Source organism: Nocardia sp. NPDC059180 (assembly GCF_042754945.1).
In the GTDB taxonomy this organism is placed as follows: domain Bacteria; phylum Actinomycetota; class Actinomycetes; order Mycobacteriales; family Mycobacteriaceae; genus Nocardia.
In genome coordinates, this window is the sequence record NZ_JBHZBU010000008.1 from 89,119 (window position 1) to 115,847 (window position 26,729).

A 26,729-nucleotide genomic window follows, 5' to 3' on the forward strand; every position below is an offset into this window, starting at 1 on the left:
GCGAGGTAGATATGGCTCCCGGCACCGTCTTCCGCCGGATCTCCCCCACCGAACGCATGTATTTCCCGATGCGTGATCTGGCTCCGCCGTTCCTCATGCAGCTCGTCTTCCCTGGCGAGGGCGCGGTTGATCCGGAGCGGCTGCGGCAGGCGGTCGCCGTCGCGTCAGCGGCCTGCCCTGGGTCGCGGCTGGTGCGCCGCGGCCGCGACTGGGTCGACAGCGGTGTGCCTGCGGCGGTGCGGGTCGTCGACGATTGGGCGATCGTCTACGACGCTCTCGACGGTGATCGGGTGCTGCACAGCCCGATCGGGCCGACCGACGAGGTGACCTGTGAAGTGCTGCTGCTGACCACACAGCCGGTCACGCTGATCTTCCGGGTCTTCCACGGGGTGATGGACGGTATGGGCTTGGTGACGTGGGCGCTGGCCGTGTTTGCGGCCCTGCGCGGGCAGGAACCGGAAGCCATGCCGGATCCGGTCGCCGATCAGGAGCTGGTGCACCGCGTCGGCGCACCGGGAAAGCCCACCATGATGCTGCCGAAGTATCGGACAGCCGTCGGTCACGGTCGCCAGACTCGAGGCGAACCACGGCATCTGCTGCGCCGACGCACGATCGCGGCGAGCGGCCCGCGTGCGGTGGCCAGGGTCGCGGCGCTGCTGGCCGAACAGACTCAGGGCACTTCCCGGATCATGATGCCGGTCGATCTGCGCCGTCACGATCCGCAGCTGCGCTCCACCGGAAATCTTGCTCTCCCTTTGTTCTTCGATATCACGGCGGGGACGACCTGGACCGAGATCAACGCGCTGAAGCGGTCTGGCCTGGAGCAGCGGCTCGAGCTGAATCAGATGGACAACAGCGGACTCGCCGAGATCCCGCAGCCCGCGGGCCGCGCCTTGCTGCGCACCCTCAACTGGCTGGGCGCCAGGTTCGGCCGGAATCTGGCCTCGGCGACGGTGTCGCATATGGGCCGGTTCGATCTGGACGAACTCGCCACCCCTGAGTTCCGGCCGACCTCGGTGCTGATCCTGCCGCAGCACAGTGTCGCGATGCCGTTGTTGTTCGGGCTGATGGAATCCGGTGGACACATCGAATTGACGGTCTCGGCCCGCAACGGACGCGGCGTCGCCGGGCGTCTGGATACTCTGCTCGACCGGATCGTTGCCACGCTGGAATCCGAGCCGGCCGCCCACCACGAGAGCCTGCGATGACGGCGTGGGCGCGTTTCGTCGTCAACCGCCCGCGCACCGTTTCGGCGGTCGTGATCGGGTTGATGCTGTTGTGCGCGGCCTACGGCGCGAGCGCGGCCGAGAAGGTCGGCGCAGCCGGATTCACCGATCCCGGTAGCGAATCCAGTCAGGTCGACGCGCTGGTCCGGGAACATATCGGCCCGACGACCGCCGATATCGTCGCCGTCTACACCGCGCCGGAGGGGCAGGCACTCGACGCGATCGGCCCGCAGGTCGGCGCCGCGATCGACCGCATCGATCCGGCCCTGCTGGAGCGGCCCGTCGAAACCTATTGGAACAGTGCGCCGCCCCGCACCCAGTTCCTGCGCTCGGCCGACGGCAGACAAGCACTCGCGGTGGTCTACCTGGCAGGTGATGAGAACCAGCGCATCACCGCATTCGGTGATGTCGAGGCGGACCTGCGAGTTCCCGGAATCCGCACCCAGCTGGCCGGTTACAGCGCGCTGGCCGATGAGATCACCACCCGGTCCCAGCACGATCTGATCCTCGCCGAATCCATCTCCATCCCCGTCACTCTGCTCATTCTGGTGCTGGTGTTCGGCGGGTTCGCGGCGGCATCGCTGCCGGTGCTCGTCGGGGCGCTGGCGGTGGGCGGATCACTGGCCGCGATCCGGGCTCTCACCGAGATCACCGAGGTCACCACGTTCGCGGTGAATATCGCGTCACTGATCGGGCTCGGCATGGCGATCGACTACGGACTGTTCCTGGTCACCCGATTCCGCGAGGAGATCGCCGGTGGCCACAGCGTCCCCGCCGCCATAGAACGGACCTGCGCGACGGCTGGCCGTACCGTAATGTTCTCGGCGGCACTACTGATCTGTGCCTTCGCCGGAACGTTCGTGTTCCCGCAGCCGGTGCTCAAATCGCTCGGGTTCGGCGCGATCGCCGCCGTCGCCCTTGCGGCCGCGCTGTCGCTGACGGTACTGCCCGCGATGCTCGCCCTGTTCGGTAAGCGAATCGGCGCGTCGCGGGAACGTGGACGGACCGAGCGGTTCTGGGGCCGGGTCGTCGACGCGGTGCTGCGCAGGCCCGGAATCGTCGCGGTCGGGGTCACCGCGATCCTGTTGTTACTGGCGACACCGCTGTTGGGCGTCCGGCTCGGCGATATCGACCATCGGGCGCTGCCGGCCGACAACCCGATGCGTACCGCGGTCGACGAACTCACCGAGCGTTTCCCAGCGGCGAACAGCGGTGTCACCGCCGTCCTGCGCGGACCCTCCGGCGCGGCACCGGACGCTGTGACGGTGGCGTCTGTAGTGCGCGATATCGGCGCGTTGCCAGGTGTCGGTCCGGTGTTCCAGGCCGGGCGCGCAGCGGATTTCGTCGTCATGCACGCGATGCTCGACAGCGCGGACCGCAGCGATGACGCCATCGCCGTCGTCGCGGCCTTACGTGCGCTCGATCCGCCGGTCGGCACCGAACTACGGATCGGCGGTGATACCGCGGCCACCGTGGACAGCGTCGATTCGATTACCGCCGCCATGCCGTGGATGATCGCGGTCATGGTCGCGGCGACGCTGGTGCTGCTGGGTGTGGCATTCCGCTCGATCGTGCTGCCGATCAAGGCGGTCGCCATGGCGTTCGTGAGCCTCGCCGCCACCTTCGGCATCCTGACCTGGATCTTCCACGACGGACACCTCTCCGGAATGCTCGGCGTAACACCGGGGCCGCTCGCCGCGGGCATGGTCGTGCTGATCATCGCGGTGGTGTTCGGGCTGTCCACCGACTACGAGGTATTCCTGCTGTCACGGATGGTGGAAGCCCATCACGCCGGCGCCGACACCGCCGCATCGGTACGCACCGGCACCCTGCGGACCGCGCGGGTCATCACCGCCGCAGCCGTGCTGCTCATCGTCGTCACCGGCGCGTTCACCCTGTCCCCGCTGACACCGATGAGGTTCCTCGGCATCGGCATGATCCTCGCCCTCATCATCGACGCGACCCTGGTGCGAATGTTGCTCGTGCCCGTGCTCGTTCAGCTGATGGGGCCGCTCAATTGGTGGACGCCGTGGCCGGGGCGGGGTGCCGAGACCGAACGGGAGCTTCCGCCACCGGGTGCCCGGGATCGGATCTCCAGCGGGAGCAGCACCAGCTGATCAGGCACACGACCGGCGAGCTGATCCGGCCACCAGTCCCGAGGCCGGCGATACCAGTCGGGGCGCCACGGCTAGGCGACTCGTATGGCGGTCAGTCTCCACCCGTGCCGCCGGGTGTGCGTTACCTGGGCGGCCAGGGCGAAATTCCGCGGGCCGCGCCGGTATCGGGCGCAGACCTCAGCCGCAGGGCCGTCGGTCATAGTAATCCTGACCCTCACCGGAACTGCGAGCCCCAGCGAACGGCCCGGCAGGCCGCCGGTAGCGAGCGTGCGAATACGAGCGTCCACGTCGGGACTCGCGAAGGCTCTCAGCTGGGCGATCGGACGGCGGCGGTCGAGGATCTCCAGGGCAGCGCGGACCGCTTGCTCGGCGAAAGCCTGTGCGGCGTCCGGTGTTCGATCGGCCGACGGCTTCGGAGGAATGTGTGCGCGAGGGTCCGATGTCGCACGACGGGTCCCGCACGCCGATGCCGCCGGATTCCCGCTTCGTCGCGTCCGGATTCCCGAACCACAGACGCGCGTCGGCGCCTCATTCGCTGTAGCCGCCAACCGCATCTGATCTTCAGCCATGCACCATCCCCTGACTCGTGTCGATCGGCCGATGGAACCGCCGCGCGCGACACGATGGCGTCGCACGCGCCGATTCTGCTGGCGCACAATGTGACTGCCACGAGTAGCGCGCTACCTGTTCCACATCGGGTGATGCCGGACCGATCCGAGTGGCGGTGTGCACACGTTCGACCATCTGACGAGCGTGGATCGTTTCGCACGCGAACATCGGCGCCGAGAACCGCCTGCCATACCGCTGCGGCGCCCGGCCGGTTGGCAGGCACCGCACAGCAGCCGGCCGCCGAGCGTGTTCACCGCCGCCGTTCTCGTCGACGGCCAGGGCCGCCGCGTCATCGACGAACCCGCCGGTGGAGCAGCGCCGGATGCGCCCGGCGACGTCAGCGGTCTCCGAGGTCGTGCACCGCGCCCTCCACGATCGCGTGCAGCTTGTCCGGGTTGGCGACGTTATGGATGGCGATGATCCGGCCCTCGGGGTCGAGCGTCAGGGTGATGGTGGCGATGACGCGGTCCGGTCCGCGGAACAGCAGGCCGGCGGCGCCGTTGATCTCGACCAGTTCGACCCGCATGTCCGCCGGTTCGACGCCCTGGTAGGCGCTGTCGCCGAGCCGGGCGAACCAGGCCGCGACAGTCTCGGCGCCGCTCACCGGGCGCAAGGCCTGGCGGACCTTGCCGCCACCGTCGGTCCACAGCGTCACGTCTGGGGCCAGCAGGTCCATGAGGGTGTTGATGTCACCGCCGGACGCCGCCGCGACGAACTTCGTGGTGACATCGCGCTGCTTGGTCCGGTCCGCGCTGAACCGCGGCCGCCGCGCCTGGACGTGCCCGCGGGCGCGGTGGGCGGCTTGACGCACCGCCTCCTCGGAACGGTCGACTGCGGCGGCGATCTCGACATAGCTGAAGTCGAAGACCTCCTTCAGCACGAACACCGCCCGCTCGATCGGGCTCAGCGTTTCCAGCACCACGAGCATCGCCATCGAGACCGATTCCGCGCCGGTGACATCGTCGACGATGTCACCGCTGGTCAGGATGGGTTCGGGCAGCCACGGGCCGACATAGGTTTCGCGCTGGTGGCGCGTGGAGCGCAGCCGGTCCATGGCCAGATTCGACACGATCCGCGCGAGGTAGCCCTTGGAGTCGCTCACGCGTGAACGATCGACGGCCGACCACTTCAACCAGGCATCCTGCACCGCGTCCTCGGCGTCGGCGGCCGAGCCGAGGATGCGGTAGGCGACGGCGAAGAGCAGATTGCGGTGCTCGTCGAACACTTGCTGGCCGTCATCTGGAGAGGTCATCGCGCACCGGCCCGGCGGGTGTAGCGGCCGCCGCTGGGCCAGATGGCGCCCGATCCGGGGAACCTGGTCATGCGGAGGAAGGTGGGCCATGGTGCAGCGTTCACGGTCTCCTTGTACCAGGTCGCGCGCTTTCCGGTCAGGTACCAGCGGCGCGGTGAGCCGTCCGGCTTGGTGAACTGGACGATCGCATCGGCGCGGCCGAGGCTGACCGGCGTGTGGTAGTAGCCGAAACGGAAAGGCTTGGGCTGCTTGCCTTTCAGTTCCCGGGTCAGCGACACCGCCGCGTGCACGCCGGTCGGCATACCGCTCTGGCATGTGCCGTGCATGAGGCCGTAGCCCTGCTCGATGGCGGCCGCGTCGCCGACGGCGTACACGTTCGGGTGCGAGATGGAACGCAGTGTGGGATCGGTGACGATGCGGCCGAGGTCGTCGACGGTCAGTCCCGCCGCGGCCGCCACCGGCGCCGCGCGGACGCCGCTGGTCCAGAGGACTGCATCGGCGGTGATGCTCTCGCCGGCGGCGAGCTCGACCGAATCCGCCAGGATCTTCACCACGTCGACGCCACCGCGCACCTCGACGCCCAACCGATCCAGACCGGCCCGCAGATACGCGCGGGGTTTATCGGTCATGGCGGCTCCGGGCTCGTCGCGACCGAGCAGCAGCACCCGCAGCTGCGGATACCGTTCGGCGATCTCGGCGGCCGACTCGATGCCGGTGAGCCCGGCACCGCCCACGACCACAGTTCCGGCAGCGAGCCGGTCCAGCCGCCCGGCGAGGCTCGCGGCGTCGGCGGCGCTGTCGAGGGTGAAGGCGTGCTCGTCGGCTCCGGGCACGCGGGCAGTGTCGGCAACCCCGCCCAGGGCGTAGACCAAGTGGTCGTAGCGCAGCAGCCGCTGGTCGTCGAGACGGACGGTGTTCGCCTCCGGATCGATCTCGCGCACCCGGCCACGGATGAATCCGACCCCGATGCTTTCCAGCAGTTCCGGGATATCGAACTCGGCGAGCTGCTGCCCGGTGGCCGTCTGATGCAGCCGCAACCGCTCCACAAAGCGCTCCCCGGCGTTGACCACGGTCACCCGCACATCATCGCGCCGCTTCACCCGCGCCCCGAGGTTGACCGCCGCCGACATCCCCGCATATCCGGCGCCGAGGATCAGAATCTCCCGCTTGTTCCTCACGTCCGTGTCCTTGTGCTCGCGCATCGTCGCGTCCCTTCTCGTCGTCAGTCGATGCACCCGAGACGGAAGTTCGCGGGCCGATCGTGACATCCGAATGAGTGGTCTGCATCACATGACCGCTCAGTGCGGTGGCGCACCCCGCTGACCTGCGGTTGAGCGGTGGGCCAGGCCTGATGGTGGCTCAGCCCCACGCGACGGCTGCCCGTCGGCTACGGCACGGGCGTTCCGAGTTCCGGACCCAACCGCGGCTCAGTCCGCCCGACGGCTCAGCCCACTCGCCCGCAGCACACGGCGGGCGGTGGCGGCGCGTATGGCGGCGTCGGTGCCGATGATGCGGACGTGGCTGCGGGCGCGGGTGATGGCGGTGTAGAGCAGTTCGCGGGTGAGCAGGGTGGATTCGGGTTCGGGCAGGACGATGGTGACGGCGTCGTACTGGCTGCCCTGGCTGCGGTGGATCGTCATCGCGAAGACCGTCACCACGGACGGGAACTGGGTTGGGTGCACCAGGTACGGTTCGCTGCCGCGCTGCAGGGCGGCGCGCAACGATCCGTCGGGTTGGCGGATCACAACGCCGGTGTCGCCGTTGTAGATGCGGGCCTCGTGATCGTTGGCGGTGACAAGCAGTGGCTGTCCCGGATACCAGGTCGCCTGCCCTGACTCGGGGCCCGCGCCCGCGGCCGCAGCCCATTCGGCGGCCATGCGGTCCCAGCGTTCGACACCGAACGGGCCCTGGCGGTGCGCGCACAGCAGCCGATGGGATTCGAGTGCGATGAGCGCGCCGGCGGCGTCACCGGCCAGTGCTGCGTCGGTGACCCGGCGGGCGGCGGCGATCACATCGGCGCGGACCGCGGCGGTGTCATCGGGTTCGCACAGCGACAGCGCGTCACCGCCCGCCCGCAACAACTCCAGCGCGGTATCGGCGTCACCGGCACGGACCGCGACGGCCAGATCGGCGATCCGTCCACCGAAGCGGCGACCCCGAGTGAGCCGGACGATACCGCCGCGCAGACGCGCCTGTTCGAGCGCGGTCAACGCTTCCGGTTCGGCTGCCGACCCGGATCCGGGTCCGGGTCCGGGTCCGGGTCCGATGATCTGTTCCAGCACCGGATTCGGAGCCCCGACGATCGGTCCGGCCACCAGGTCGGCGAGCACGGCACCGGCATCGACCGAGGCCAGCTGGTCCGGGTCGCCGACGAGCACCAGCCGGGTGTCGGGGCGCAGCGCCGCCATCAGCCTGCTCATCATGGTGAGCGACACCATCGAGGTCTCGTCGACCACGATGACGTCGTAGGGCAGCCGATTGAACTCGTGGTATCGGAATCTGGTGCCGCGCCCACGCTGCCAGCCGAGCAGCCGATGCAGGGTGGAGGCGCTCAGTTCGGGCAGCCCGAGTTCGACGGCCTGGTCGCGGACCGCCTCCTGCAGCCGCGCCGCTGCCTTACCGGTGGGTGCGGCCAGCGCGATCCGCAGGGCAGGCGCCTTCGGATTCGCGCGCTGATGTGCGTCGAGTAGCGCGATGATCCGAGCGATGGTGTGGGTTTTGCCGGTGCCGGGGCCGCCGGCGACGACGGTCGTCCAGTGAGTCGCGGCGAGCGCGGCAGCCAGGCGCTGCCGGTCGGGCGCCGTCGATGCCGGCTCCCCGTCCAGCGTGGCGAACAGCCGATCGAGTTCACGGCGCACCACGCTCGGATCGACCACCGGATGCCGGTCCGATCGTTCCGTCAGCACCCGCCGGATGATCTGTTCCTGCTGGTAATAGCGGTCGAGATAGAGCAGCGGGCCACCCTCGCGGTGGTCCTCGACCAGGCGCAGCGGCCGCAAAGGCCCGGCCGCCCCGCCGAGCACGAGCGGGCTGACGCGCAGCGCCGCGATCACATCATCGAACTCCGGCCACGGCAACGAGGCCGGATCGACGGTGGTGTCCCAGGTTTCGTCGGCGTCGATACCGATCTCCCGCATCCGGGCCAGTTCGAGGCATACCGAACCGGATCGCACCGCACGCACCGCCAACGCCGCGGCGAACAACGCGGACTCGGATTCCTCGCGACCGAGCCGGCCCAACCGCACGGCGACATGCACGTCGGCGGCCGACAGCACCCCGGCCTCGTTGAACGCCCGCAATAGTCCCGTACCGCGCTGGGCGATCTGAATGGATGTCACGACAGCGCCTCCCACATGCGGACCTCGCCACGCTGTGGCCGTCGCGCCCTCATCGTGCACCCCCGGCCAGCAGATCCGATAGCGCGACCACCAGCGCGGCGGGCGGAGTCCAGTCGAAGACCCCGCGCCCGGGAGGCGTGTGCGGGCCGACCATGCCGCGAACGAACAGATACGCCGCACCGCCCAGATGGCGTTCAGGATCGTATCCGGGCATCCGCCAACGCAGATAGCGGTGCAGCGCAACGGAATACAACAGGGCTTGCAGCGGGTAGTGCGACCGCATCATCTCTGTCGCCATCCGGTCCCTTGTGTAGTGCTCCACGGTCAGATCGCCCGTACCGAGCCGGTTGGTCTTGTAGTCGACAATGACGAATCGACCGTCGGCCGCCCGCAGCACTGCATCGATGCTGCCGGTCAGATAGCCGCGCAGTGGGTTGTCGTCGAGAGCGTCGAGATGGTCGGCGTAGGGCGCGAAGTCATCGGTGGGCGGTAAGTGCTCACGCAATAGCGCGGCGACCGCACGCAGGGTCGCGGACCGGTCACTCGCGGTATCGCCGCCTGCCAGCGGCAGTTCGAATTCCAGCTCGCACAACCGATCACGACTCGCGATATCGGCGAGCGCACCGAACGGCATCGGTGTCCGCAGCACCGCGAGCAGCGCGGTGGCCAGCTGCGCCGGATCGGCGGCGGCCATCATCTCCTCGATCGTCTCCCGGCAGCGCGTGTCGACTTCGGCGGCGAGGTCGGGTGCATCGGTGTCGATGCGTTCGAGCACGCCGTGCACCAGGGTGCCGAATTCGGCGCCGTAGGGCAGCTCGTTCATCAGCGACAGGGCACCCGACTCGGGTTCGGACGCGGTCACCGGGACTCCGGTCGGCTCGTCGTCGGGTCCGCGACCGTCTTCGGGCTCGCTGTCGGGTACGACAGCGTGCCCGGCGGCGGTCAACGCAGAGTAGGAGGTGCGGCGCCACTGTTGGTCGAGAGTGCGGCCGAACGTGGCGGCGGCGAGTTCACCGGTCATCGTTTCGACCCGCACCCGCCTCGGTCGCACCTGCTGCTCGCCGTCGACGACCTCCACCGCCACCGATGGCCCCGCCGCACCGGCCCACGCCGTGAGCCGTTCCACGACAGCGGCATCCGGTGGCACCGGAACCCGAAGCGCCACCTGCTCCGTGCCGCCGGAACGACCGAGCAGCATCCGGTGCAGCGGCGCGTTATCGGTGGTGAACGCCGGTGCCCACCAGGCCACCACCTGGCACATGGCGCGGGTCAGGGCGACGTACAGCAGTCGCAGCTCCTCCCCCGATTCCTCGGCTTCAGCGCGACGCTTGCGCTCGCCATAGCCCGCGGCGTCCGGCCCGCCGACATCGAGGACGCGGACCTCATCGTCATGGAACAACAAGGTCGCGGCCTTCGGATTCCTGGCGCTGTCCCACGCGAACGGCAGGTAGACGACGGGGAATTCGAGTCCCTTGCTGGCATGCACAGTCGCGATCTGCACCGCCGCCGCGTCTCGATCCAGCCGTCTGCTGCGGTCGGCGACGGCGCCGGACGCCGGATCGCGCACCCGATCAGCCAGCCACCGGGTCAGGGCGGTCAGGCCGTAGCCTTCGGTCAGCGCCAGCTGATCGAGCAATTGGGCGATATGGCGCAGATCGGTGAGCCTGCGTTCGCCGTTCTCCACCGCCAGCAGCCTCGGCGCCAGCTCGGCTTCGGCGGAAAGCTTCTCGAAGACGGCCGCGAACCCCGCGCGGGTGAACAGGCGCGCCGCGTCACGCAACTGCGCACTGATGCGGCCAACCAGATCAGCGCCACCGCTATCGATGTCGCTCGCGGTGATACCAAGCAACGGCGTGCAGGCCGCCAACCGCACCCGATCGCTGCGATGCGGCTGTTCCAGTGCACGTAGCACCCACAGCCAGTCGGTGGCGCTCTCGGTCGCGAATACGCTTGTGCCACCTGCCAATACCGACGCCACACCGACGCTGTCGAGAGCTGCGCGGACGACGTCGATCTGAGATCGAGTGCGAACCAGCACCGCGATATCACCAGGATTGATCTGCCGCACGCCCGGCGCAGTGCTCATCGCCGCGTGCCCGGCGGCGCCGGTGTTGCCGCAGTCCTGCGCAACGATCGGTTTCACCACCGTCCCCGCCCCGGTATCGATCATCGCCCCGGATTCCAGCAACTTCACGATGTCGGCTGCGAGGTCGGTGGCGACCTTGGCCCGCATCCGGCCCACCGTCGGAAAGCCCGTCTTGTTCAGCGGCCCGGCGCCGGTGCGCGGCATGACCCGCAACCGCAACGGCGTGAGCATGTCACCGGACCCGGACAATCGCGACCACGGCCGGGTCGCGGCGACCGGGTACACCGTGATGGCCTCGTGCCCGAGTGCCGCGCCACCCATCACCTGGTCGACCGCGGCGAGTAACCCGGCGTCACTGCGCCAGTTGACGCTCAGTTCCCGGCGGGACCCGGCGTGGCCGACAGCGTCGAGATAGCTCAGCACCTCGGCGCCGCGGAAGGCGTAGATGGCTTGTTTCGGGTCACCGACCAGCACCATGGTGGTGTGGCCGTGGAATGCCCGCCGCAGAATGTCCCACTGCAGCGGGTCGGTGTCCTGGAATTCGTCGACCAACGCCACCCGGAATCGTTCCCGGATACGCAGGCAGGCCCGCGGTCCGTGCTCGGGATCGGTAAGGACCTCATGCAGCAGCACCAGCAGATCGTCGAAATCACGCAGGCCCGCCAGGCGTTTGCGGCGTTCGGTTTCGGTGCGGACCGCCGACGCGAACGCCACCCGCTCCCCGGCCAGATCCTCGGTGTCCGGGACCAGCTGGGCGTGTCTGTCTCGCACCGCGGCCAACGCCAGCGTGTGCGCCTCTTTGATGGCGAACGGCGGTTCGGTGCGCGCGTATCTGTGCAGGTAAAGGTCGTCGGCGACCGTCGCCACGAGTTCGTCGACATTCTCGACCAGACGTGAACGCAGATCGTGTTCCCCCGCCAGGCCCAGTTCGTCGAGCATGCGCTGGCAGAAGCTGTGTGTGGTCGCGATGGCGCCCGCGTCGAAATCCGACAGGGCCGCCAGTAAGCGGGCCCGCCTGCGCCACACCTCGTCCTCGGCGACGGAGGCGAGGTGCCGGATCAGTTCATCGCCGTCGGTGCGCGCCGTCACCGGATCGGCCAGCGCGGCCGCGACTGCGACGAAGCGGTTCCTGGTCCGTTCCCGCAGCTCCTGGGTGGCCGCCCGGCTGAATGTCACCAGCAGCAACTGCGAAATGTCGATGCCTGCCTCGGCGACATAGCGGACCGCGAGCCCGACGATCGCATACGTCTTGCCGGTACCAGCGCTGGCCTCGAGGACAGTCGTGCCGGTGGGCAACGGCCCGACCGGATCGAACGCTGTATCGAGCTGTGGCGCGGCGACGGGCGGGGTGTGTGTGGTCATGGCATGCCCTGTTCCTCGGCCCGCAGCAGCGGCGCCCACAGCCGCCGTGCCAGCGCACCGAACCGGGTGCTCTCGCTCGGTTCGCCGGGTGGTGCGGGCGCGGCCGTGAGATCGTCGAGCCGCGGTGCCTGCCCCCAGATGTAGCGCAGATGACGATCGGTGTGCTCGCCGTAGGGGCCCGGACCATTGGGGCCGCCGAAGAATTCACGTTCGGCGGCGGCCAGCCCCTCCTCGGCGGTGCCGCCCCGGTAGCGCCGCTCGGCATACGCGGCGGTGGCCGCGGTGGCGATCGGAAGTGGTTCGGTCAGCCCGGCATCACGCAGCGCGACCAGCTCGCGCAGGATGGCCAATGCCTCGGGTGCAGACGGGGCGGTCAGCTCCGAACGCCAAGCAGGACGGCGGAATTGGCCACGACCGATGCTCACCGCGCGCCACGGCCGATCCTCGGAGGCCGCAAGAGCGAGCAGCGATACCCACGCCGCGATCCGGTGTTTGGGCGCCAGCCGGGAGTAGGTCGTGCGCACCAGGGTGTCGCCGCGCACCTCGGGCACCGTTCCGGTCAGCCGCCGCCCGCCGCCGAGATCGAGCGCGATATCGACCGCCCGCGCCGCACTCTCGTATTCCGGCAACGCGACCCGCACCAATGTGTCGACCGTGTGCTCCACCTCGTGCAGGACGGCGGCGCCGAGGCCGAATGGTGGCAGCGTCCCCCGGCGCCACTCCGCGGCCCGCAGACCGCCCGGATCGGAACCGTTGAGCCGGGCGGCCAGCATGCGTTCGCCGAGATCCCATTTCGCGAGGCCGTCCAGCTCGATGGGCAGTCGGTCGGCGATATCGTCGTCCTGATCGGGCACCCGTAATCCCAGCCGCTGCCATAGGAATCCGCGTACCGGATGTTCAGCGAACGACATCAATTCGGCCAGGCCGATATCCACCGGCTCCGCAACGGGCAAAGGTGTGGGCAGGAACGGCGGACGTGGATGCGGCGGACTCCCCGCGGCCCGAGCGCCCGCCAGCGCCACCGTGTCGAAGCTGAACGGCCGCTGCGCCTGAAAGTTCCTGCGGTCGAACGACTGCAGCGGATGCCGCGTCGCCACCTCTGCCATCCCCTCGGGCCCGACATGCGCGCGTAGCACGTCCAGCAGCTCGGCCACCGGGATCGCAGGCGGCCGATGCGACCCGGACACCGGGTCGGAGCCGGTGTGCAGCAGCACCAGCCGCTCGCCCGCCGCCATGATCGCGTCGAGCAGCAGCTGGCGGTCCTCGGCCCGGTGATCGCGTTCGCCGAGCAGGGGGTTGCGGGCAAGCACATCGTCGCCGTCGACCGCACCGGCGCGCGGGAACACGTCGTCGTCGAGGCCGAGCAGCACCACCACGCGGTGCGGCACCGAACGCATCGGGACCATGGTGCACACGGTCAGCTCGCCGGTACGGAAGTTGGCTCGGGTGGGGCGGGCGGCGAGCCGTCCGGCCAGCAGCACCTCCACGTCGGCCAGCCGCAGTGGGACGTCGTCGGCGAAGGCGGTGGCCGCGGCGAGTTCGCGGCGCGCCTCGGTGCGAATCCAGGCCTGTGACTCCGGCACGTCGGTCAGCAGATCGAGTGCGCGCGCCAGGACCGTCGCCCAGTCGTCGGCCGGACGCGGACCGCGCAGATCCCGCAGCGCGACAGCGAGCCGGTCGACGAATTCGGCGAACCGCCCGGCCAGGTCGACGTCATTGCTGTCCACATCGTCGAGCGGTAACGCCAGGTCGAGCCAGTCGTCGGAGGTCTCGCCCGCGGTGACACCGAGCAGGATCCGGTCGACCGCGCTGTTGAGCGTGTTCTGCGCGAAATCGGCGAGGCCGAACGCCTGCCGCTGCCGCAGACCGATCCCCCAGCGCGCGCCGGTCTCAGCGGCCCACTCACGAAGCCGCTCGATATCGTCGTCATCGAAACCACAACGACGGCGGACGGTTTCGGAGGCGGCAAGATCCAGCACCTGCGTGACTGTGACGCGCCCGTCGGCCAGTTCGAGCAGCACCGAGATCACCCCCAGCAGCGGATTGGTGACCGCACGCCCCCGATCGGCAAGCCGCACCCGCAACCGATGCGCCGGGTGACCGGGATGCCCCGAATCATCCACCGGCTCAACCAATCCCGGCATACGCTGACCGAACGCCGCACGCACCAGCGGAGCGTACGCCTCGACCTCGGGACACATGATCAGCACATCCCGCGGCTCGAGGGTGGGATCAGCGGCGAACATCGCGAGCAGGCAGTCACGCAGCACCTCCACCTGCCGAGCCGGGCCGTGGCAGGCGTGGATCTGGACGGTGCCGTCGGCGGCGGCGGGCGCAGCCGGCCACCGATCGGCACGGATGCCGTCCTGCACCATCTGCAGCAAAGTTGCTCGACCTGATGGGCGCGGCCCCGACGAGCCGTCATCCGCGGCTCCGCCCGAACCATGCCGCCGATCGGTCGCCGCTACGGGCAACCGCTGCTGCAACTCCCGAACGTCACGAGCCAGACCGGCCAGCAAGGGATGCGCAACAGCGGCGGCGGTGCGGTCCTCGGCGCGGGAGAGCGCCGGGGCGATGTTCCCCAATGCCGTCCACATCACCGGGCTCGGATGCGTCAGCCACAGATGGACGTCGCGATGCTCGGCCAGCGCCGACACCACCGCCAGTTGGTCGGCGGCCAACCGGGTGGGCCCGAACAGCGACACCCGCTCCGGCAGCTGCACGGTGCCCGGTTCGGCCCGCAGCAACTCGCACGCGGGCCCGAGTCGCTCGGCCGGGCTCGGCGTACCGATCTCGGCCCGCAACTGCCGCCACAGCGCCGGCTGCCAGCGCAGGTCCTCCGGTACCGGGCGGCCCGCACCGTCGGTGTCATCGCCTGCCACCCAGTCCGCGATGAGCTGTGGCCGCTGCGCGCCGTAGCTGTCGAACAAGGCCGCCAGATGTGCCGCGGTGGCGTAGCGGCGGCCCGCACGGTGGCTCGATTCGCCCTCACGCACCCCGAGATGCCTGGCCAGCACCGCACACCACGGCTGGGTCAGGGACGCGTCGATCACCCGCAGCAACGTCCACACCACCCGGTCGTGCGCCCACGGATCGTCCGCGGGCGCGATCCCACCTGCCGCGGCCAGCGCCTCGGCCACCAGCGCAGCCGGCGACGGGAACGCGATATTGGCGGCGACCCCATCACTCCCGGACGGCGCCGACACCCCGAGAACACCCGAAAGCCGCTGTGTCAGCCACCGTTCCACACCCTTGGCGGGTACGGCAACGACCTCGGTGGCGAACGGATCGGGCAATGGGTCCGACAACAGCGTGGCCAGCGCGTCGGCCAGCACGTCGGCGCGTTCGCCGCGATGAATGTGCAGCGGCATGCGCGCCCTCTCCTCCGATGCGGTCCGCCTCGGCGCGCCCGGCCACACACCACCGGCCCCGGGTCGAGCACCTCGGCGCTTCGTGCACCCGTTATACGCCCAGCGACCGACGCGCAACCGCAGGGGCCCGCCGCACCCCTGCGTGACATAGGCCACATACACGATGAACTTTCGGCCGTGTCATCCAGGGATGGGCCGCACGCTGTGCCACAGTCCTTCCCCGGGGAGGAACGGGAGACTGTACCGAAAGGCTGGTTCGCGTTTCATGGATGCGATGGTGATTCCCCTGGTACCGAGAGGCGGGTTCACCGTCCGCCGCATCGGTGACCGCTGGGAGCTCGTCAACTCGCGCTGCTACGGGCGCACCGTCGTTCTACACTCATGGCCGCGTGATGCGCATGCGGAGGCGTTCGAGCACTGCCATCGCCTCAACCAGGGTGTCACCGCGCAGCAGCAGGCCCTGCAGCGCTGATCAGCGCGGCGAAATCTCTTGCCGCACAGTAACAACGAATCCGCTACCACAAGCGGCCGCTGAGCTCAAGACGTGCGTCGAGCGCACGGATATGCCAGTGTGGTCCCTCGTGCGTTTCCCCATGGCCGCTACCGGGGCCGTTCCCCGCGTCGCCGCATCCGCCTGTGTCCTCGCCGCCGCCGCCATCGCGCTTCCCGGTGTGCCCGCCATCCTGCCGACCGCCGCCGCCGCGCCACCGGCACATACCCAAGCGTGCCTGCCCGGCTTCGACTGCGATATGAGCAGCCGGATCGCCAACGTGAACGCTTATCTGAAGAACCGGCCCGGCGTCACCGGCTACGTGCTGCGCGACCGGGTGTCCGGCGGCGTGTACGCCAACGAGCACGCCGAGAATGCGGTGTGGACCGCCTCGACGATCAAGCTCGCCATCGCCGCCGACCTGCTCAACCGCGCACGCGTGGGCGCGATCGGGCTGCCTCCTGAGGATCGCGCCCTGATGGAGTCCATGCTGGCCACCTCCAACGACCAGGCCACCGACATCCTGTGGAACAAATACGCGGGCCTGGACCGGATGGCCTACAACAACGCTTTCCGCGCCAACGGCATGACCACCCTGGTTCCGCAGCCGACCAGCACCGCGCTGTTCCCCGACTGGTCGTTCCAGAAGTGCACCGCCGCCGACCTGGACCGTCTCATGTCGCATGTGCTCGACCGGATGCACCCCGACGACCGCAACTACCTCATCGACCGGATGCGCAAGGTCGATATGAACCAGCACTGGGGCGTGTGGGGCGCGGGCTCGGCGATGCGGCCCGGCCTGAAGAACGGATGGTCGGCCGAACAGGGTGGCTGGGTGGTCAACTCGGTCGGCTTCGCCGGGCCGGGCGAGCGCTACAGCCTGTCGATCATGACGTCCATGGGTGACGCGGGCGGCTACACCGACGGTGCCGACACCGACACCAAGGTCGCCGAAATGCTGCTCTCCGGACGCTAGCGGTAACGGTCGAGCGCGCGCTCCGGGTGGTGAACCGCGCGGAGCACGCGGCTCGAGCTCGCGGGCGAATGACTCGGGGCGCACAGCTCAGGTGATTCGCCGCAATCGCATCGGTGCGTCGTCGCGCGGGAATGGGATGGTCGTGAACCCCCACGGCATGCGATACGGATCCGGGATCGACCATTCGTAGTCACGGACCAGCGCCGCGACGACGGTCTTCACCTCGAAGGTGCCGAAATGCATCCCGATGCACTTGTGTGAGCCCGCACCGAACGGCATCCAGGCCAGCCGATGCGATTTGTCCTCGCGGCGCGGTTCGGCGAAGCGTTCCGGATCGAAGATCTCCGGATCGGTCCACAGCTCCGGCAGCAGATGGTTCACCTGGTATGCCAGGTCGACCGGGGTGCCCGCCGGAATGTAGCGCCCGCAGATCTCGGTATCGCGCACCGCGCGCCGCACCAGGCCCGGCACCGGCGGCATCAGCCGCAGGCTCTCCTTCACCACCAGGTCCAGATCGCGCATGCTTTCCAGTTCGGAAATAGTCGGCGGCGCGCCCTCCCGGTCGGCCGCGCGCACCTCGGCGCGCACCCGCTCCTGCCATTCGGGATGTTTGCCCAGGTAGTACGCGACGGCGGTGGTGGTCGTCGTGGTGGTGTCGTGGGCGGCCATGATCAGGAAGATCATGTGGTTGACCACGTCGGCGTCGCTGAACACCGAACCGTCGGTGTCGCGGGCGTGGCACAGTCCCGAGAAGAAATCCGGCTCCTCGCTGCGCCGCTTCTGCGGCAGCATCGCGGTGAAGTAGTCCTCGAGCACCTTGCGTCCGCGCAGACCCGCCCGCCAGCGGCCGCCGGGCATGGGATGACGAATGATGGCGAGCCCGGCATGGGTGCAATCGACGAACGCATCGGTCAACCGGCGGCGCTGCGGGCCGACATCGGCGGCCATGAACGTTTCACCGGCGATATCGAGGGTCAGTTCCTTGACCGAGGGGAACAGCTTGATCGTGCGGCTCGCCCCGTGCCCGGGCGGCACCCAGCGGTCGACGACCTCGCGCACCACCGGTGTCAGCGACGCCAGATGCGCCTCGAGCCGATCCCTGGTGAACGCCTGCTGCATGATCCGGCGGTGGAACATGTGCTCATCGAATTCCAGCAGCAGCAGGCCGCGCCGGAAGAACGGGCCGATGAAATAGTCCCAGCCCTGGCCGAAATCGCGGCGACGGCGGCCGAGCACCTCATCGATGGCGTCGGGCCCTGCCGCCAGCACTCGCTCCATACCGAGTGAGCTGTTCAGGGTGACCGGCCCGTACCGCCGATAGCGGTCCATCATTTCGGCGGGGCCCCAGCGCATGTACTGCAGCGCCCGGCCGAGATAAGGCAGCCCGGCATCGCCGTCCACCGCGGTCGCGGTGCTGCCGTTGGGCGGGTTGGCGAGTACGCGGCGGCGCGCGGGCACCAGGCTCAGCGCCCGATCGATCGGATGCGCGCGCGGTATCTCGATCAGCCCGGAATTCTCCGATTCGACACGCACGCGAGCTTTTTCGACGGCGCTACGGTCCACTGCGACCATGGCAGACCTCCCTGGGCGAGGAACCTCCATCGTATTCTTTTCCGGCGTTCTCCGGGCGATTCACCGGAATCCGGCTTCACTTCGTACAGCGGACAATGGTGTGAGATCGCGCCGACACGCGCGGCGAACGGGGATCTCGTCGTGACGATGGCGTAGGCGCCGACTACCGTGTGCCATGTCAGAAACGTTCGGCGGGGTCAACCCCAGTCTGTCGAGGAGCAGCGACGATGAGCACTGAAACCGTGGAGAACCGTCGTCACCAGGTGGTGGTGATCGGTTCCGGCTTCGGCGGCTTGTTCGGGACCAAGCACCTCAAGAACGCCGATGTCGATGTCACCCTGATCTCCAAGACTTCGACGCATCTGTTCCAGCCCCTGCTCTACCAGGTGGCCACCGGCATCCTCTCGGTCGGCGAGATCGCGCCCGCGACCCGGCTGGTGCTGCGCAAGCAGAACAACGCCCAGGTCCTGATGGGCGAGGTCATCGATATCGACCTCCGAGCCAAGACGGTGACCTCCCGACTGCTCAACCAGGACACGGTCACCCAATTCGACAGCCTGATCGTGGCCACCGGCGCGCAGCAGTCCTACTTCGGCAACGATCAGTTCTCCACCTTCGCCCCCGGCATGAAGACCATCGATGACGCGCTCGAGCTCCGCGGCCGCATCCTCGGCGCGTTCGAGCAGGCGGAATTGGCGACCACCCAGGAGGAGCGCGAACGCCTGCTGACCTTCGTCGTCGTCGGCGCGGGCCCCACCGGTGTCGAACTCGCCGGGCAGATCGCCGAATTGGCCGACCGCACCCTGGAAGGCACCTTCCACAACATCGACCCGCGCGACGCTCGGGTGGTGCTCGTCGAAGGCGCGGGCGCCGTACTCGGCCCGATGGGCCCCAAGCTGGGCGGCAAGGCGCAGCGGCGGCTGGAGAAGATGGGCGTGGAGATCCAGCTCAACGCCATGGTCACCGATGTGGACGCGCACGGCGTCTCGGTGAAGGACCCCGACGGCACGATCCGGCGCATCGAATCCGCGTGCAAGGTGTGGTCGGCCGGTGTGCAGGCCAGCCCGCTGGGCAAGATGCTCGCCGATCGCTCCGACGGCACCGAAGTGGACCGGGCGGGCCGCGTCGTGGTGGAGCCGGACCTCACGATCAAGGGTCATTCCAACGTCTTCGTCGTCGGTGACCTGATGTCGGTGCCGAACGTGCCGGGACAGGCGCAGGGCGCGATCCAGGGCGCGACGTACGCCGCTAAGCAGATCAAGGCCGGCCTGAAGGGGCACGCGCCCGAAGAACGTAAGCCGTTCAAATACTTCAACAAGGGCAGCATGGCCACGGTGTCGCGGTTCAGCGCCGTCTGCCAGGTCGGCAAGCTGGAGTTCGGTGGGTTCATCGCCTGGCTGGCTTGGCTGGCCCTGCACCTGTACTACCTGGTCGGTTACCGCAGCCGGATCATCACCGTCATCCAGTGGTTCGTCACCTTCCTCGGCCGCACCCGCGGGCAGATGGCCGCCACCGAACAGTGGGTGTTCGCCCGGTTGGCATTGGAGGCCATGAACGGCGAGGACGAAGGCGAAGCCGAGGTGGTGATGTCGGCACTCGGCGACCCCTCCGCGAACAACTGGAAGCCCGGTGCCGGCGGCGCGTCGACCAAGAGCGACGCCGCCACCGACGGGAAGCCCGAGGCCGCTGCGGTCGAAGCGGACAGGACCAGCGCGACCGGCTAACTTTCGGCAATAGCCGCAGATCCGAACGGCTCGTGAATCCACCCATCCGGGGATGCGCCGAGTCCGAATGTCGAACAGACATCGGACTCACTCCGGATGAAAGGCAATCATGGCCACAGCCAAGCACAGGATGACGAACCCGCAGCGGCAGAAGGTCGGGTCGATCGTCGTGGCGGGCGCGGTTCCACTCGTCATGGCGCTCGTCGGCACGGGCACCGCCACGGCTACCGACCAGCCGGCGACGGTGACCGACCACTCGCCTGCTGCGTCTCTCGGCTTCTCCGCTCTCGCCGCAGAGGTCGTCGCGACCGAGGTCGCCGAGCCCGGCGTCGCGACAGCCCCCGAGGCGATGACAGCAGCACCAGGTGCCGCACAGCAGTCCGCGGCCGCGCCCGGCGCGCACACCACCCTCGCCTGGTCGCGACCGGTGCCCGATAAGGCCTACCTGGCACCGCTGGGCGATCTGCACGCACCGACCCAGGTGCAGCCGGTCGCGCCGATCGCACCACCGCCGGGCCAGCTGCGTTTCGGTGACGTCGCCATCGAATCGCCGGCCTGGCTCGACTCGCAGCAGGCCGCTCAGGTCAACGATGGTGCCGCCACCGCCGAGGCCGGCTTGGCGACGTTCCTCGACTCCGTCGGAATGGAACGCAGCCGCTCCGACCGGGTGGCGAGCCAGACCATCGGCTCTGCCGCGGTCGGCGCTGTCGCCGGTGCGAGCGCGAGCACTCCGCTGGCCGCCACCTCGGCCGTAGTCGGCGCCGTCGCCGGCCTGGTCGCCGGTGTGCCGTTCCTGCCGGCCGGGCTCGTCGCGGGACCGATGCTCGGTGCCGCCATCGGTGCCGCGGTGATCGCGGTGCCCGCCGCCGCCATCGGTGCCGCCGCCGGTGCCGCGATCGGTGCCGCCGACGCGCTCGCGGCCCCGCCGCACGGTCAGCCGACCGGGGTCCAGCCCGCACCGGGCGGGGTCGTCAACTCCTGACTCTGCGAAAACACATCCAGCCCCTGGCATTTCGATGCCAGGGGCTGGATTGTCGATGCGGTCAGCGACCCTTGGGTGTCGCCACCAGGACGATGATCGCCATCGCCACCAGGATCACCGCGCCGACCGTCGTCGCAGCGTGCATCCCGTTCACGAACGACTCCCGCGCGGCGTCGACGATCGCGGGCTGATCACCGTCGCGCGCGAGCGTCTCCCCCAATGTCGATTCGAAGCTCCCGCCCGACCGGAACACCACCGCCGCCAGCGACCCCAGCAGCGCCAGGCCCAGCGCATTGCCGAGTTCGAAACTGGTCTCCGAGATGCCGACGGCCGAACCCGCCCGCTCCGGCGGCACCGAGGACACGGCCACCTCCGATACCAGTGTGAAGGTGATTCCGTAGCCGATACCGGCGATGGCTGATCCGGCGACGTACCACGCCAACCCGCCGTCGACACCGACTCCGAGCAGCATCAGATTGCCGATCGCCGAGGCGAACAACGCCATCGCGAAGGTGAGCCGGACCCCGAACCGGTGCCCCACCTGCGCACCCGTCATGGAGAAGATGAACACCGCGATCGCCATCGGAATCCCGAGCAGCGCAGCTATCAGCGGGTCGCGGCCGGTGACCGACTGCAGGTAGATGCTGGCCAGATAGCTCATCGCGGCCAGCGACATCATCCCGGCCAGGCTCGATCCGATAGCCACCGAGAACTGCCCACGCCCGAACAGCGCAAGATCCAGCAGCGGTTCCTTCAGATGCCGCTGCCTGCGCACGAACAAGGTCAGCACGACCACACCGATCAACCCGATGACCAGGGCCGTGGTGTCGATGCCGTGCTCGGCCGCATGCTTGACCGCATAGACCAGCGGCAGGATGCCGCCGATCGACAAGGCCACGCTCGGCAGGTCCAGCGGGCCGAGCGAGGTCGAGCGATGCTCGGGCAGCAGGATCGGGCCGAGCGCGAACAGGATCAGCAGCACCGGCACGTTGATCAGGAACACCGATCCCCACCAGAAGTGGTGCAGCAGCACCCCGCCGATGATCGGTCCGACCGCAGAACCACCGGCAAAGAAGGCTGTCCACACGCCGATCGCGGTGGCGCGCTGTTTGGCATCGGCGAACAGCGTCGAGATCAGCGACAGGCTCGACGGCAGCAGAGTCGCACCGCCGATGCCCATGAGCGCGCGAGCCGCGATGAGCACCGCGGCGCTGGGCGCGAAAGCCGCGATCACCGAGGCGATACCGAAGACGGCCGCACCGGCCAGCAGAATGCGACGCCTGCCGATCCGGTCGCCGAGATTGCCCATGGTGATCAGGAGTCCGGCGATCAGGAACCCGTAGATGTCGAGAATCCAGAGCTGCTCGGAGGCCGAGGGGTCCAGATCGACGGTCAAGGTGGGCAGGGCAAGGAACAGCACCGAGACGTCCATCGACACCAGCAGCACCGGCAACACCAGCACCGCGAGGCCGAGCCAGGCCCGCCGCGAGCCCAGGCTCGCGTCCGGGGCGGGCCGCACCGCCTCCATGTTCGTCATCAACGATTCCTCTCCCTGGCGCGTACGACGTACGCATGAAGTCCGGGTACAGTGTACGCATCATGGCCGGACATCGAAAGGCAGTCATGGGATGACCGAGCCGAAGCTCACAAAAGATGCGATCGTCGACGTCGCGATCGAACTCGCCGATAGCGATGGCCTGGACGCACTCTCCATGCGCCGCATCGCCGACCGCCTCGGCGTCGGCGCCATGTCGCTGTACCGGCATGTCACCAACAAAGACGAGCTCATCGCCGCGATGACCGACCAGGTCGCCGGCCGCTACCCGTACCCGTCCACGGCCGAACGGAACTGGACCTGGCGCGACCGCGTCCGGATCGCCGCCGAGATCGACTGGAACCTCTACCAGCAGCATCCGTGGGTACTGCTGACGTTCGCGGTGCCGCGCTACAGCTTCGGGCCGAGCAGCATGGACTGCCTGGCGTGGCTGGTCGAGGGATTCCGGGAACTGAACGTCTCCACCCATGCCGCCACCCAGATGTCGTTCGCGGTATGGAATTACATCTCCGGCGCCACCCTCCCGCACATCAGTTCGGCGCTGCTGACCAGTAAGGGGCTCGACTCCGACGACGAGAACGGACTGCGCGCGCTGCTGGCCGGAAACCCGCTACATCCGGTGCCGCCCGCGCTGGCCGATCTCGAAGGCGCCGACGACGGCCGGTTCGCGCAGGTCGATCTGCTGCAACTCGGCCTGGACGCCCTCTGCGACGGTTTCGCCGCACGGGCCGCGGCAACCGCGGGCGACGCGCCGCATTGACCTGAATGGCACTTCAGGTTGCAGGCTGGTTCCGATCACGATCAACAGGGAGCCACCATGCATGCCATCCGTCTGCACACCTTCGGCCCGGCCGAGAACCTGAGCTACGAGACCGTTCCCGATCCGGTGCCCGGCGCCGGTCAGGTGCGCATAGCGGTCGCCGCCGCCGGCGTGCATCTCGTTGATACCGCGCTGCGTCGCGGTGAGCCCGGGCCGTTTCCCGTGCCCGACCTCCCGACGATTCCCGGCCGCGAGGTGGCGGGCATCGTCGACCGAGTCGGCGCCGAGGTCGATCCCGCCTGGCTGGGCAAGGCCGTGGTCGCGCACCTGGGCATGGTGCCGGGCGGCTACGCCGAACTCGCGGTGACCGAGGTCGACAGGCTGCACGACATCCCGGCGAACCTCGATGCGGCCGCCGCCGTGGCGATCATCGGTACCGGACGCACCACCATGGGCATCCTGCAATTCACCGAACTCGGACCGGACGACCTCGCGGTCGTCACCGCCGCGGCCGGCGGTATCGGCACCCTGCTGGTGCAATACGCGAAGAATGCGGGCGCGACGGTCGTCGGCCTCGCGGGCGGGCCGGCAAAAACCGAGCTCGTCCGGAACAACGGCGCCGATATCGCGATCGACTACCGCGAGCCTGGCTGGCCGGATCAGGTCCGTGAACATCTCGGCGGCCGATCGGCGACCGTGTTGTTCGATTCGGTCGGCGGGGCGACCACTGCGGCAGGGCTCGACCTGCTCGGCCCCGGAGCCGAGCACCTGATCTACGGATGGTCCAGCGGCGAACCCCCGCAGGTTTCCGAAGTCGAGGCCGACCGGCGCGGCATCCGTTCCGAGACGGTCGTCGGCCCGCCCATGCTCCAGCGGATCGGTGGCGACATCCGCGTGCTCGAGAAGCGGGCGATGGCCGAGGCCGCCTCCGGTCGATGGGCGCCGGCGGTGAGCCGATTTCCTCTGGCGGAGGCGGCAGCAGCGCATCATGCGTTGGAGACACGCGGCACCACCGGCAAGGTTGTGCTCGAACCCTGACCGGACGCAGCGGGAGCGCACGCGTACTGGAAGCTCACCGCACGACCGGGAGGTCGCGCCCGAGCCCCGACCTCCCGCCGCGTGCGCGCGGCTCAGTAGGCTGCCATCGCCACTGATAGGGAAGGACCCGCCGTGCCCGTCCGCGCCGACACCGCCCGGTTCACCACGGCATGGTGTCCGGATGGCGCGCACCGTCGAGTGGCGCCGCATGCGGCGTCCGACTGCACGACCTCCGGCAGGGTGCAGCGATGACCCTGAATGTTCTCGTATGCGGGTTGGGCCCGGCGGGTCGGGCGCTGGCGCATCGGTGCCTGATCCGGGGGTTGTCGGTCGCGGTAGTGGATCCGGCGCCCAAGCGGAGCTGGACTGCGACCTACGCCGCCTGGGCCGACGAACTGCCGGTATGGCTCGATCGCCGGATCATCGCGGCAACCGTCGATCGCCCCATTGCTCGAGGTATCCGTACGCACCATATCGATCGCCGCTACGCCGTGCTCGACACCGAACGGCTGCGGGAGTCACTCGATATCGCCGGTGCCGAGGTGTACACCGATCGCGCGATAGCCCTCACTCGCGACGGGGTAACCCTGGCGTCCGGAGCGGTGCTCCGGGCCGAGCGTGTCATCGATGCACGTGGGCTGGCCCGCTCACCCTCGCGCGCCGAGCAGACCGCCTACGGCATCGTTGTCGATGCCGACCGGTGCGCAGGGATGACATCGCTGTTCATGGACTGGTGCCTCGACAACGGCGCCCCGGCCGAGGCGCCACGGTCGTTTCTCTACGCGGTACCGCTCGGCCAGGACTCCATGCTGCTGGAAGAGACCTGCCTGGCCGGGCGCCCAGCACTCGGCCCGACCGAACTCGCCGACCGCCTGCACCAGCGTTTACGTGCGCGCGGCATCCCCGTCGGCGGAAGCGAGCGCGTCGAGCGGGTGCGGTTCCCGGTCACCGGCGGCAGGCCGGGAAGATTCAGATTCGGCGCGGCCGGCGGATTCATTCATCAGGCCACCGGTTATAGCGTCGCCGCCGCCCTCACCGCCGCGGATACCGTCGCCGCGGGAGACTCGCCGTGGCCGCCGAAGTCCCGCGTCGTACACGGGTTGCGCGAAGCCGGGCTGCGCGCCCTGCTGACACTCCCACCGGCCGATCTGCCCATATTCTTCGACGCCTTCTTCGACCTCCCGCCCGAATTGCAGCGGGCATATCTGTCCGGCCGCACCGACGCGACGGGCACCATCTCCGCCATGCGCACACTTTTCGCGCGACTACCGCGCCCACTACAGATCCGGATCGCGGCAGCGACACTCCGGTTACCGGTTAGCGAGCGCGGTCGGCGAGGTTCGTCCATGATGGAGTGATGCGGTCAATCTGGAAAGGCTCGATCGCGTTCGGGCTGGTTAACGTCCCGGTGAAGGTCTACACCGCCACCGAGGATCATGACATCAGATTCCATCAGGTCCACGCCAAGGACGGCGGCCGGATCAAATACGACCGTGTCTGCTCGGTCTGCGGGAATTCGGTGCAGTACGCCGATATCGACAAGGCCTACGAATCACCCGATGGCGACAAGGTGATCCTGACCGACGAGGATTTCTCGAAACTGCCGGTCGCCGAGAAACACGAAATCCCGGTGCTGCAATTCGTGCCGAGCGATCAGATCGACCCGATCCTGTTCGACAAGACCTACTATCTCGAACCCGATTCGACCACCCCCAAGGCCTACGTGCTGCTCGCCGCCACCCTGGAACGCATCGAACGCACCGCACTGGTGCATTTCACGCTCCGGCAGAAGACGCGTCTGGCGGCACTGCGGGTACGCGAAGGCATGTTGGTGCTACAGACGCTGCTGTGGCCGGACGAGGTGCGCTCGGTGTCGTTCGAATCGCTGGAGAATGCGACCGCGCCTCGCCCGCAGGAAATCAAGATGGCCGAGACGCTGGTCGATTCCATGTCGGAGGATTTCGATCCGGGCGAGTTCACCGACGAATATCAGATCGAGCTCAAACGGGTGCTCGACGAGGCCATTGCCAGCGGCACCGGCAAGGTCGCCGAACAGCCCGAGGCCGAACCCGCCGCTCAGGACGCCGAAGTCGTGGATCTGGTCGCCGCATTGCAACGCAGCCTGGAAGCCAGCGGCCGCCGTTCCGACGACGGCAAGAAGCGTGCGGCACCGGCGAAGAAAACCGCAGCGACAAAGACCGCGAGCAAACGCGCCCCCGCCAAGAAAACGACGGCCAAGAAGACAGCCACCCGCAAAGGCGCCTGAATCGC

Annotated in this window: 18 protein-coding genes; 10 read left to right on the top strand and 8 right to left on the bottom strand. The window is 68.8% G+C overall.

Annotated features, from left to right (window positions below; genetic code table 11):
* The first annotated feature begins 11 nt into the window (after positions 1-11).
* Together ACFXNW_RS23220 and ACFXNW_RS23225 are read left to right on the top strand one after the other, a co-directional pair.
* Complete coding sequence (locus ACFXNW_RS23220) at positions 12-1,208, top strand: peptide synthetase (protein ID WP_379419862.1); 1,197 nt, start codon at positions 12-14, stop codon at positions 1,206-1,208.
* Complete coding sequence (locus ACFXNW_RS23225) at positions 1,205-3,343, top strand: MMPL family transporter (RefSeq protein ID WP_379419864.1); 2,139 nt, start codon at positions 1,205-1,207, stop codon at positions 3,341-3,343. The genes ACFXNW_RS23220 and ACFXNW_RS23225 overlap by 4 nt, the downstream gene beginning before the upstream one ends.
* Before the next feature lie 71 nt (positions 3,344-3,414).
* Here the strand turns inward: ACFXNW_RS23225 and ACFXNW_RS23230 are convergent, their stop codons facing one another.
* From ACFXNW_RS23230 to recC, 6 genes are all read right to left on the bottom strand, one after another.
* On the bottom strand, positions 3,415-3,912 hold the full coding sequence (locus ACFXNW_RS23230) for an Rv3235 family protein (RefSeq protein ID WP_379419865.1): 498 nt from the start codon (positions 3,910-3,912) through the stop codon (positions 3,415-3,417).
* 377 nt (positions 3,913-4,289) lie between these two features.
* Positions 4,290-5,204, bottom strand: coding sequence for an RNA polymerase sigma-70 factor (locus tag ACFXNW_RS23235; protein ID WP_379419866.1), 915 nt, complete (start codon positions 5,202-5,204; stop codon positions 4,290-4,292).
* The gene (locus ACFXNW_RS23240) at positions 5,201-6,382 is read right to left on the bottom strand and encodes an NAD(P)/FAD-dependent oxidoreductase (protein WP_379419867.1); all 1,182 of its coding nucleotides are present in this window, start codon (positions 6,380-6,382) and stop codon (positions 5,201-5,203) included. The genes ACFXNW_RS23235 and ACFXNW_RS23240 overlap by 4 nt, the downstream gene beginning before the upstream one ends.
* Before the next feature lie 249 nt (positions 6,383-6,631).
* Complete coding sequence (recD, locus tag ACFXNW_RS23245; RefSeq protein ID WP_379419868.1) at positions 6,632-8,542, bottom strand: exodeoxyribonuclease V subunit alpha; 1,911 nt, start codon at positions 8,540-8,542, stop codon at positions 6,632-6,634.
* 49 nt (positions 8,543-8,591) lie between these two features.
* The gene (locus tag ACFXNW_RS23250) at positions 8,592-11,990 is read right to left on the bottom strand and encodes a UvrD-helicase domain-containing protein (protein ID WP_379419869.1); all 3,399 of its coding nucleotides are present in this window, start codon (positions 11,988-11,990) and stop codon (positions 8,592-8,594) included.
* Positions 11,987-15,361, bottom strand: coding sequence for an exodeoxyribonuclease V subunit gamma (gene recC / locus ACFXNW_RS23255; protein WP_379419870.1), 3,375 nt, complete (start codon positions 15,359-15,361; stop codon positions 11,987-11,989). The genes ACFXNW_RS23250 and recC overlap by 4 nt, the downstream gene beginning before the upstream one ends.
* 274 nt (positions 15,362-15,635) lie before the next feature.
* Between recC and ACFXNW_RS23260 the strand changes: the two genes are divergently transcribed.
* Together ACFXNW_RS23260 and ACFXNW_RS23265 are read left to right on the top strand one after the other, a co-directional pair.
* Positions 15,636-15,833, top strand: coding sequence for a hypothetical protein (locus ACFXNW_RS23260; RefSeq protein ID WP_379419871.1), 198 nt, complete (start codon positions 15,636-15,638; stop codon positions 15,831-15,833).
* Between the two features lie 121 nt (positions 15,834-15,954).
* Complete coding sequence (locus ACFXNW_RS23265; protein ID WP_379419872.1) at positions 15,955-16,827, top strand: tat pathway signal sequence; 873 nt, start codon at positions 15,955-15,957, stop codon at positions 16,825-16,827.
* A gap of 87 nt (positions 16,828-16,914) precedes the next feature.
* Here the strand turns inward: ACFXNW_RS23265 and ACFXNW_RS23270 are convergent, their stop codons facing one another.
* Entirely contained in the window at positions 16,915-18,399 is a 1,485-nt protein-coding gene (locus ACFXNW_RS23270) for a cytochrome P450 (protein WP_379419873.1), read from the bottom strand.
* A gap of 227 nt (positions 18,400-18,626) precedes the next feature.
* On the opposite strand from ACFXNW_RS23270, the gene ACFXNW_RS23275 reads away from it, so the two are divergent.
* Together ACFXNW_RS23275 and ACFXNW_RS23280 are read left to right on the top strand one after the other, a co-directional pair.
* Positions 18,627-20,123 (top strand): NAD(P)/FAD-dependent oxidoreductase, encoded by a 1,497-nt coding sequence (locus ACFXNW_RS23275; protein ID WP_379419874.1) that lies wholly within the window; start codon positions 18,627-18,629, stop codon positions 20,121-20,123.
* A gap of 109 nt (positions 20,124-20,232) precedes the next feature.
* Positions 20,233-21,105 carry a hypothetical protein gene (locus ACFXNW_RS23280; protein WP_379419875.1) on the top strand — a complete coding sequence of 291 codons (873 nt, stop codon included), beginning with the start codon at positions 20,233-20,235 and terminating at the stop codon, positions 21,103-21,105.
* Positions 21,106-21,166: 61 nt separating this feature from the next.
* Here ACFXNW_RS23280 and ACFXNW_RS23285 read toward each other — a convergent pair whose 3' ends face one another.
* On the bottom strand, positions 21,167-22,642 hold the full coding sequence (locus tag ACFXNW_RS23285) for an MFS transporter (RefSeq protein WP_379419876.1): 1,476 nt from the start codon (positions 22,640-22,642) through the stop codon (positions 21,167-21,169).
* Between the two features lie 91 nt (positions 22,643-22,733).
* Between ACFXNW_RS23285 and ACFXNW_RS23290 the strand changes: the two genes are divergently transcribed.
* From ACFXNW_RS23290 to ACFXNW_RS23305, 4 genes are all read left to right on the top strand, one after another.
* Positions 22,734-23,420 carry a TetR/AcrR family transcriptional regulator gene (locus ACFXNW_RS23290; protein WP_379419877.1) on the top strand — a complete coding sequence of 229 codons (687 nt, stop codon included), beginning with the start codon at positions 22,734-22,736 and terminating at the stop codon, positions 23,418-23,420.
* Positions 23,421-23,477: 57 nt separating this feature from the next.
* Positions 23,478-24,458 carry a zinc-binding dehydrogenase gene (locus ACFXNW_RS23295; protein WP_379419878.1) on the top strand — a complete coding sequence of 327 codons (981 nt, stop codon included), beginning with the start codon at positions 23,478-23,480 and terminating at the stop codon, positions 24,456-24,458.
* A gap of 248 nt (positions 24,459-24,706) precedes the next feature.
* Complete coding sequence (locus ACFXNW_RS23300; protein ID WP_379419879.1) at positions 24,707-25,816, top strand: lycopene cyclase family protein; 1,110 nt, start codon at positions 24,707-24,709, stop codon at positions 25,814-25,816.
* The gene (locus tag ACFXNW_RS23305; protein WP_379419880.1) at positions 25,816-26,724 is read left to right on the top strand and encodes a Ku protein; all 909 of its coding nucleotides are present in this window, start codon (positions 25,816-25,818) and stop codon (positions 26,722-26,724) included. The genes ACFXNW_RS23300 and ACFXNW_RS23305 overlap by 1 nt, the downstream gene beginning before the upstream one ends.
* Positions 26,725-26,729: the final 5 nt, after the last annotated feature.

What these genes read in the sequence shown, in the direction of transcription:
- ACFXNW_RS23220 (WP_379419862.1), top strand. Translation starts at nt 12, where the DNA reads ATGGCTCCCGGCACCGTCTTCCGCCGGATCTCCCCCACCGAACGCATG.
- ACFXNW_RS23225 (WP_379419864.1), top strand. Translation starts at nt 1,205, where the DNA reads ATGACGGCGTGGGCGCGTTTCGTCGTCAACCGCCCGCGCACCGTTTCG.
- ACFXNW_RS23230 (WP_379419865.1), bottom strand. Translation starts at nt 3,912, where the DNA reads ATGGCTGAAGATCAGATGCGGTTGGCGGCTACAGCGAATGAGGCGCCG.
- ACFXNW_RS23235 (WP_379419866.1), bottom strand. Translation starts at nt 5,204, where the DNA reads ATGACCTCTCCAGATGACGGCCAGCAAGTGTTCGACGAGCACCGCAAT.
- ACFXNW_RS23250 (WP_379419869.1), bottom strand. Translation starts at nt 11,990, where the DNA reads ATGACCACACACACCCCGCCCGTCGCCGCGCCACAGCTCGATACAGCG.
- recC (WP_379419870.1), bottom strand. Translation starts at nt 15,361, where the DNA reads ATGCCGCTGCACATTCATCGCGGCGAACGCGCCGACGTGCTGGCCGAC.
- ACFXNW_RS23260 (WP_379419871.1), top strand. Translation starts at nt 15,636, where the DNA reads ATGGTGATTCCCCTGGTACCGAGAGGCGGGTTCACCGTCCGCCGCATC.
- ACFXNW_RS23265 (WP_379419872.1), top strand. Translation starts at nt 15,955, where the DNA reads ATGGCCGCTACCGGGGCCGTTCCCCGCGTCGCCGCATCCGCCTGTGTC.
- ACFXNW_RS23270 (WP_379419873.1), bottom strand. Translation starts at nt 18,399, where the DNA reads ATGGTCGCAGTGGACCGTAGCGCCGTCGAAAAAGCTCGCGTGCGTGTC.
- ACFXNW_RS23275 (WP_379419874.1), top strand. Translation starts at nt 18,627, where the DNA reads ATGAGCACTGAAACCGTGGAGAACCGTCGTCACCAGGTGGTGGTGATC.
- ACFXNW_RS23280 (WP_379419875.1), top strand. Translation starts at nt 20,233, where the DNA reads ATGGCCACAGCCAAGCACAGGATGACGAACCCGCAGCGGCAGAAGGTC.
- ACFXNW_RS23285 (WP_379419876.1), bottom strand. Translation starts at nt 22,642, where the DNA reads ATGACGAACATGGAGGCGGTGCGGCCCGCCCCGGACGCGAGCCTGGGC.
- ACFXNW_RS23290 (WP_379419877.1), top strand. Translation starts at nt 22,734, where the DNA reads ATGACCGAGCCGAAGCTCACAAAAGATGCGATCGTCGACGTCGCGATC.
- ACFXNW_RS23295 (WP_379419878.1), top strand. Translation starts at nt 23,478, where the DNA reads ATGCATGCCATCCGTCTGCACACCTTCGGCCCGGCCGAGAACCTGAGC.
- ACFXNW_RS23300 (WP_379419879.1), top strand. Translation starts at nt 24,707, where the DNA reads ATGACCCTGAATGTTCTCGTATGCGGGTTGGGCCCGGCGGGTCGGGCG.
- ACFXNW_RS23305 (WP_379419880.1), top strand. Translation starts at nt 25,816, where the DNA reads ATGCGGTCAATCTGGAAAGGCTCGATCGCGTTCGGGCTGGTTAACGTC.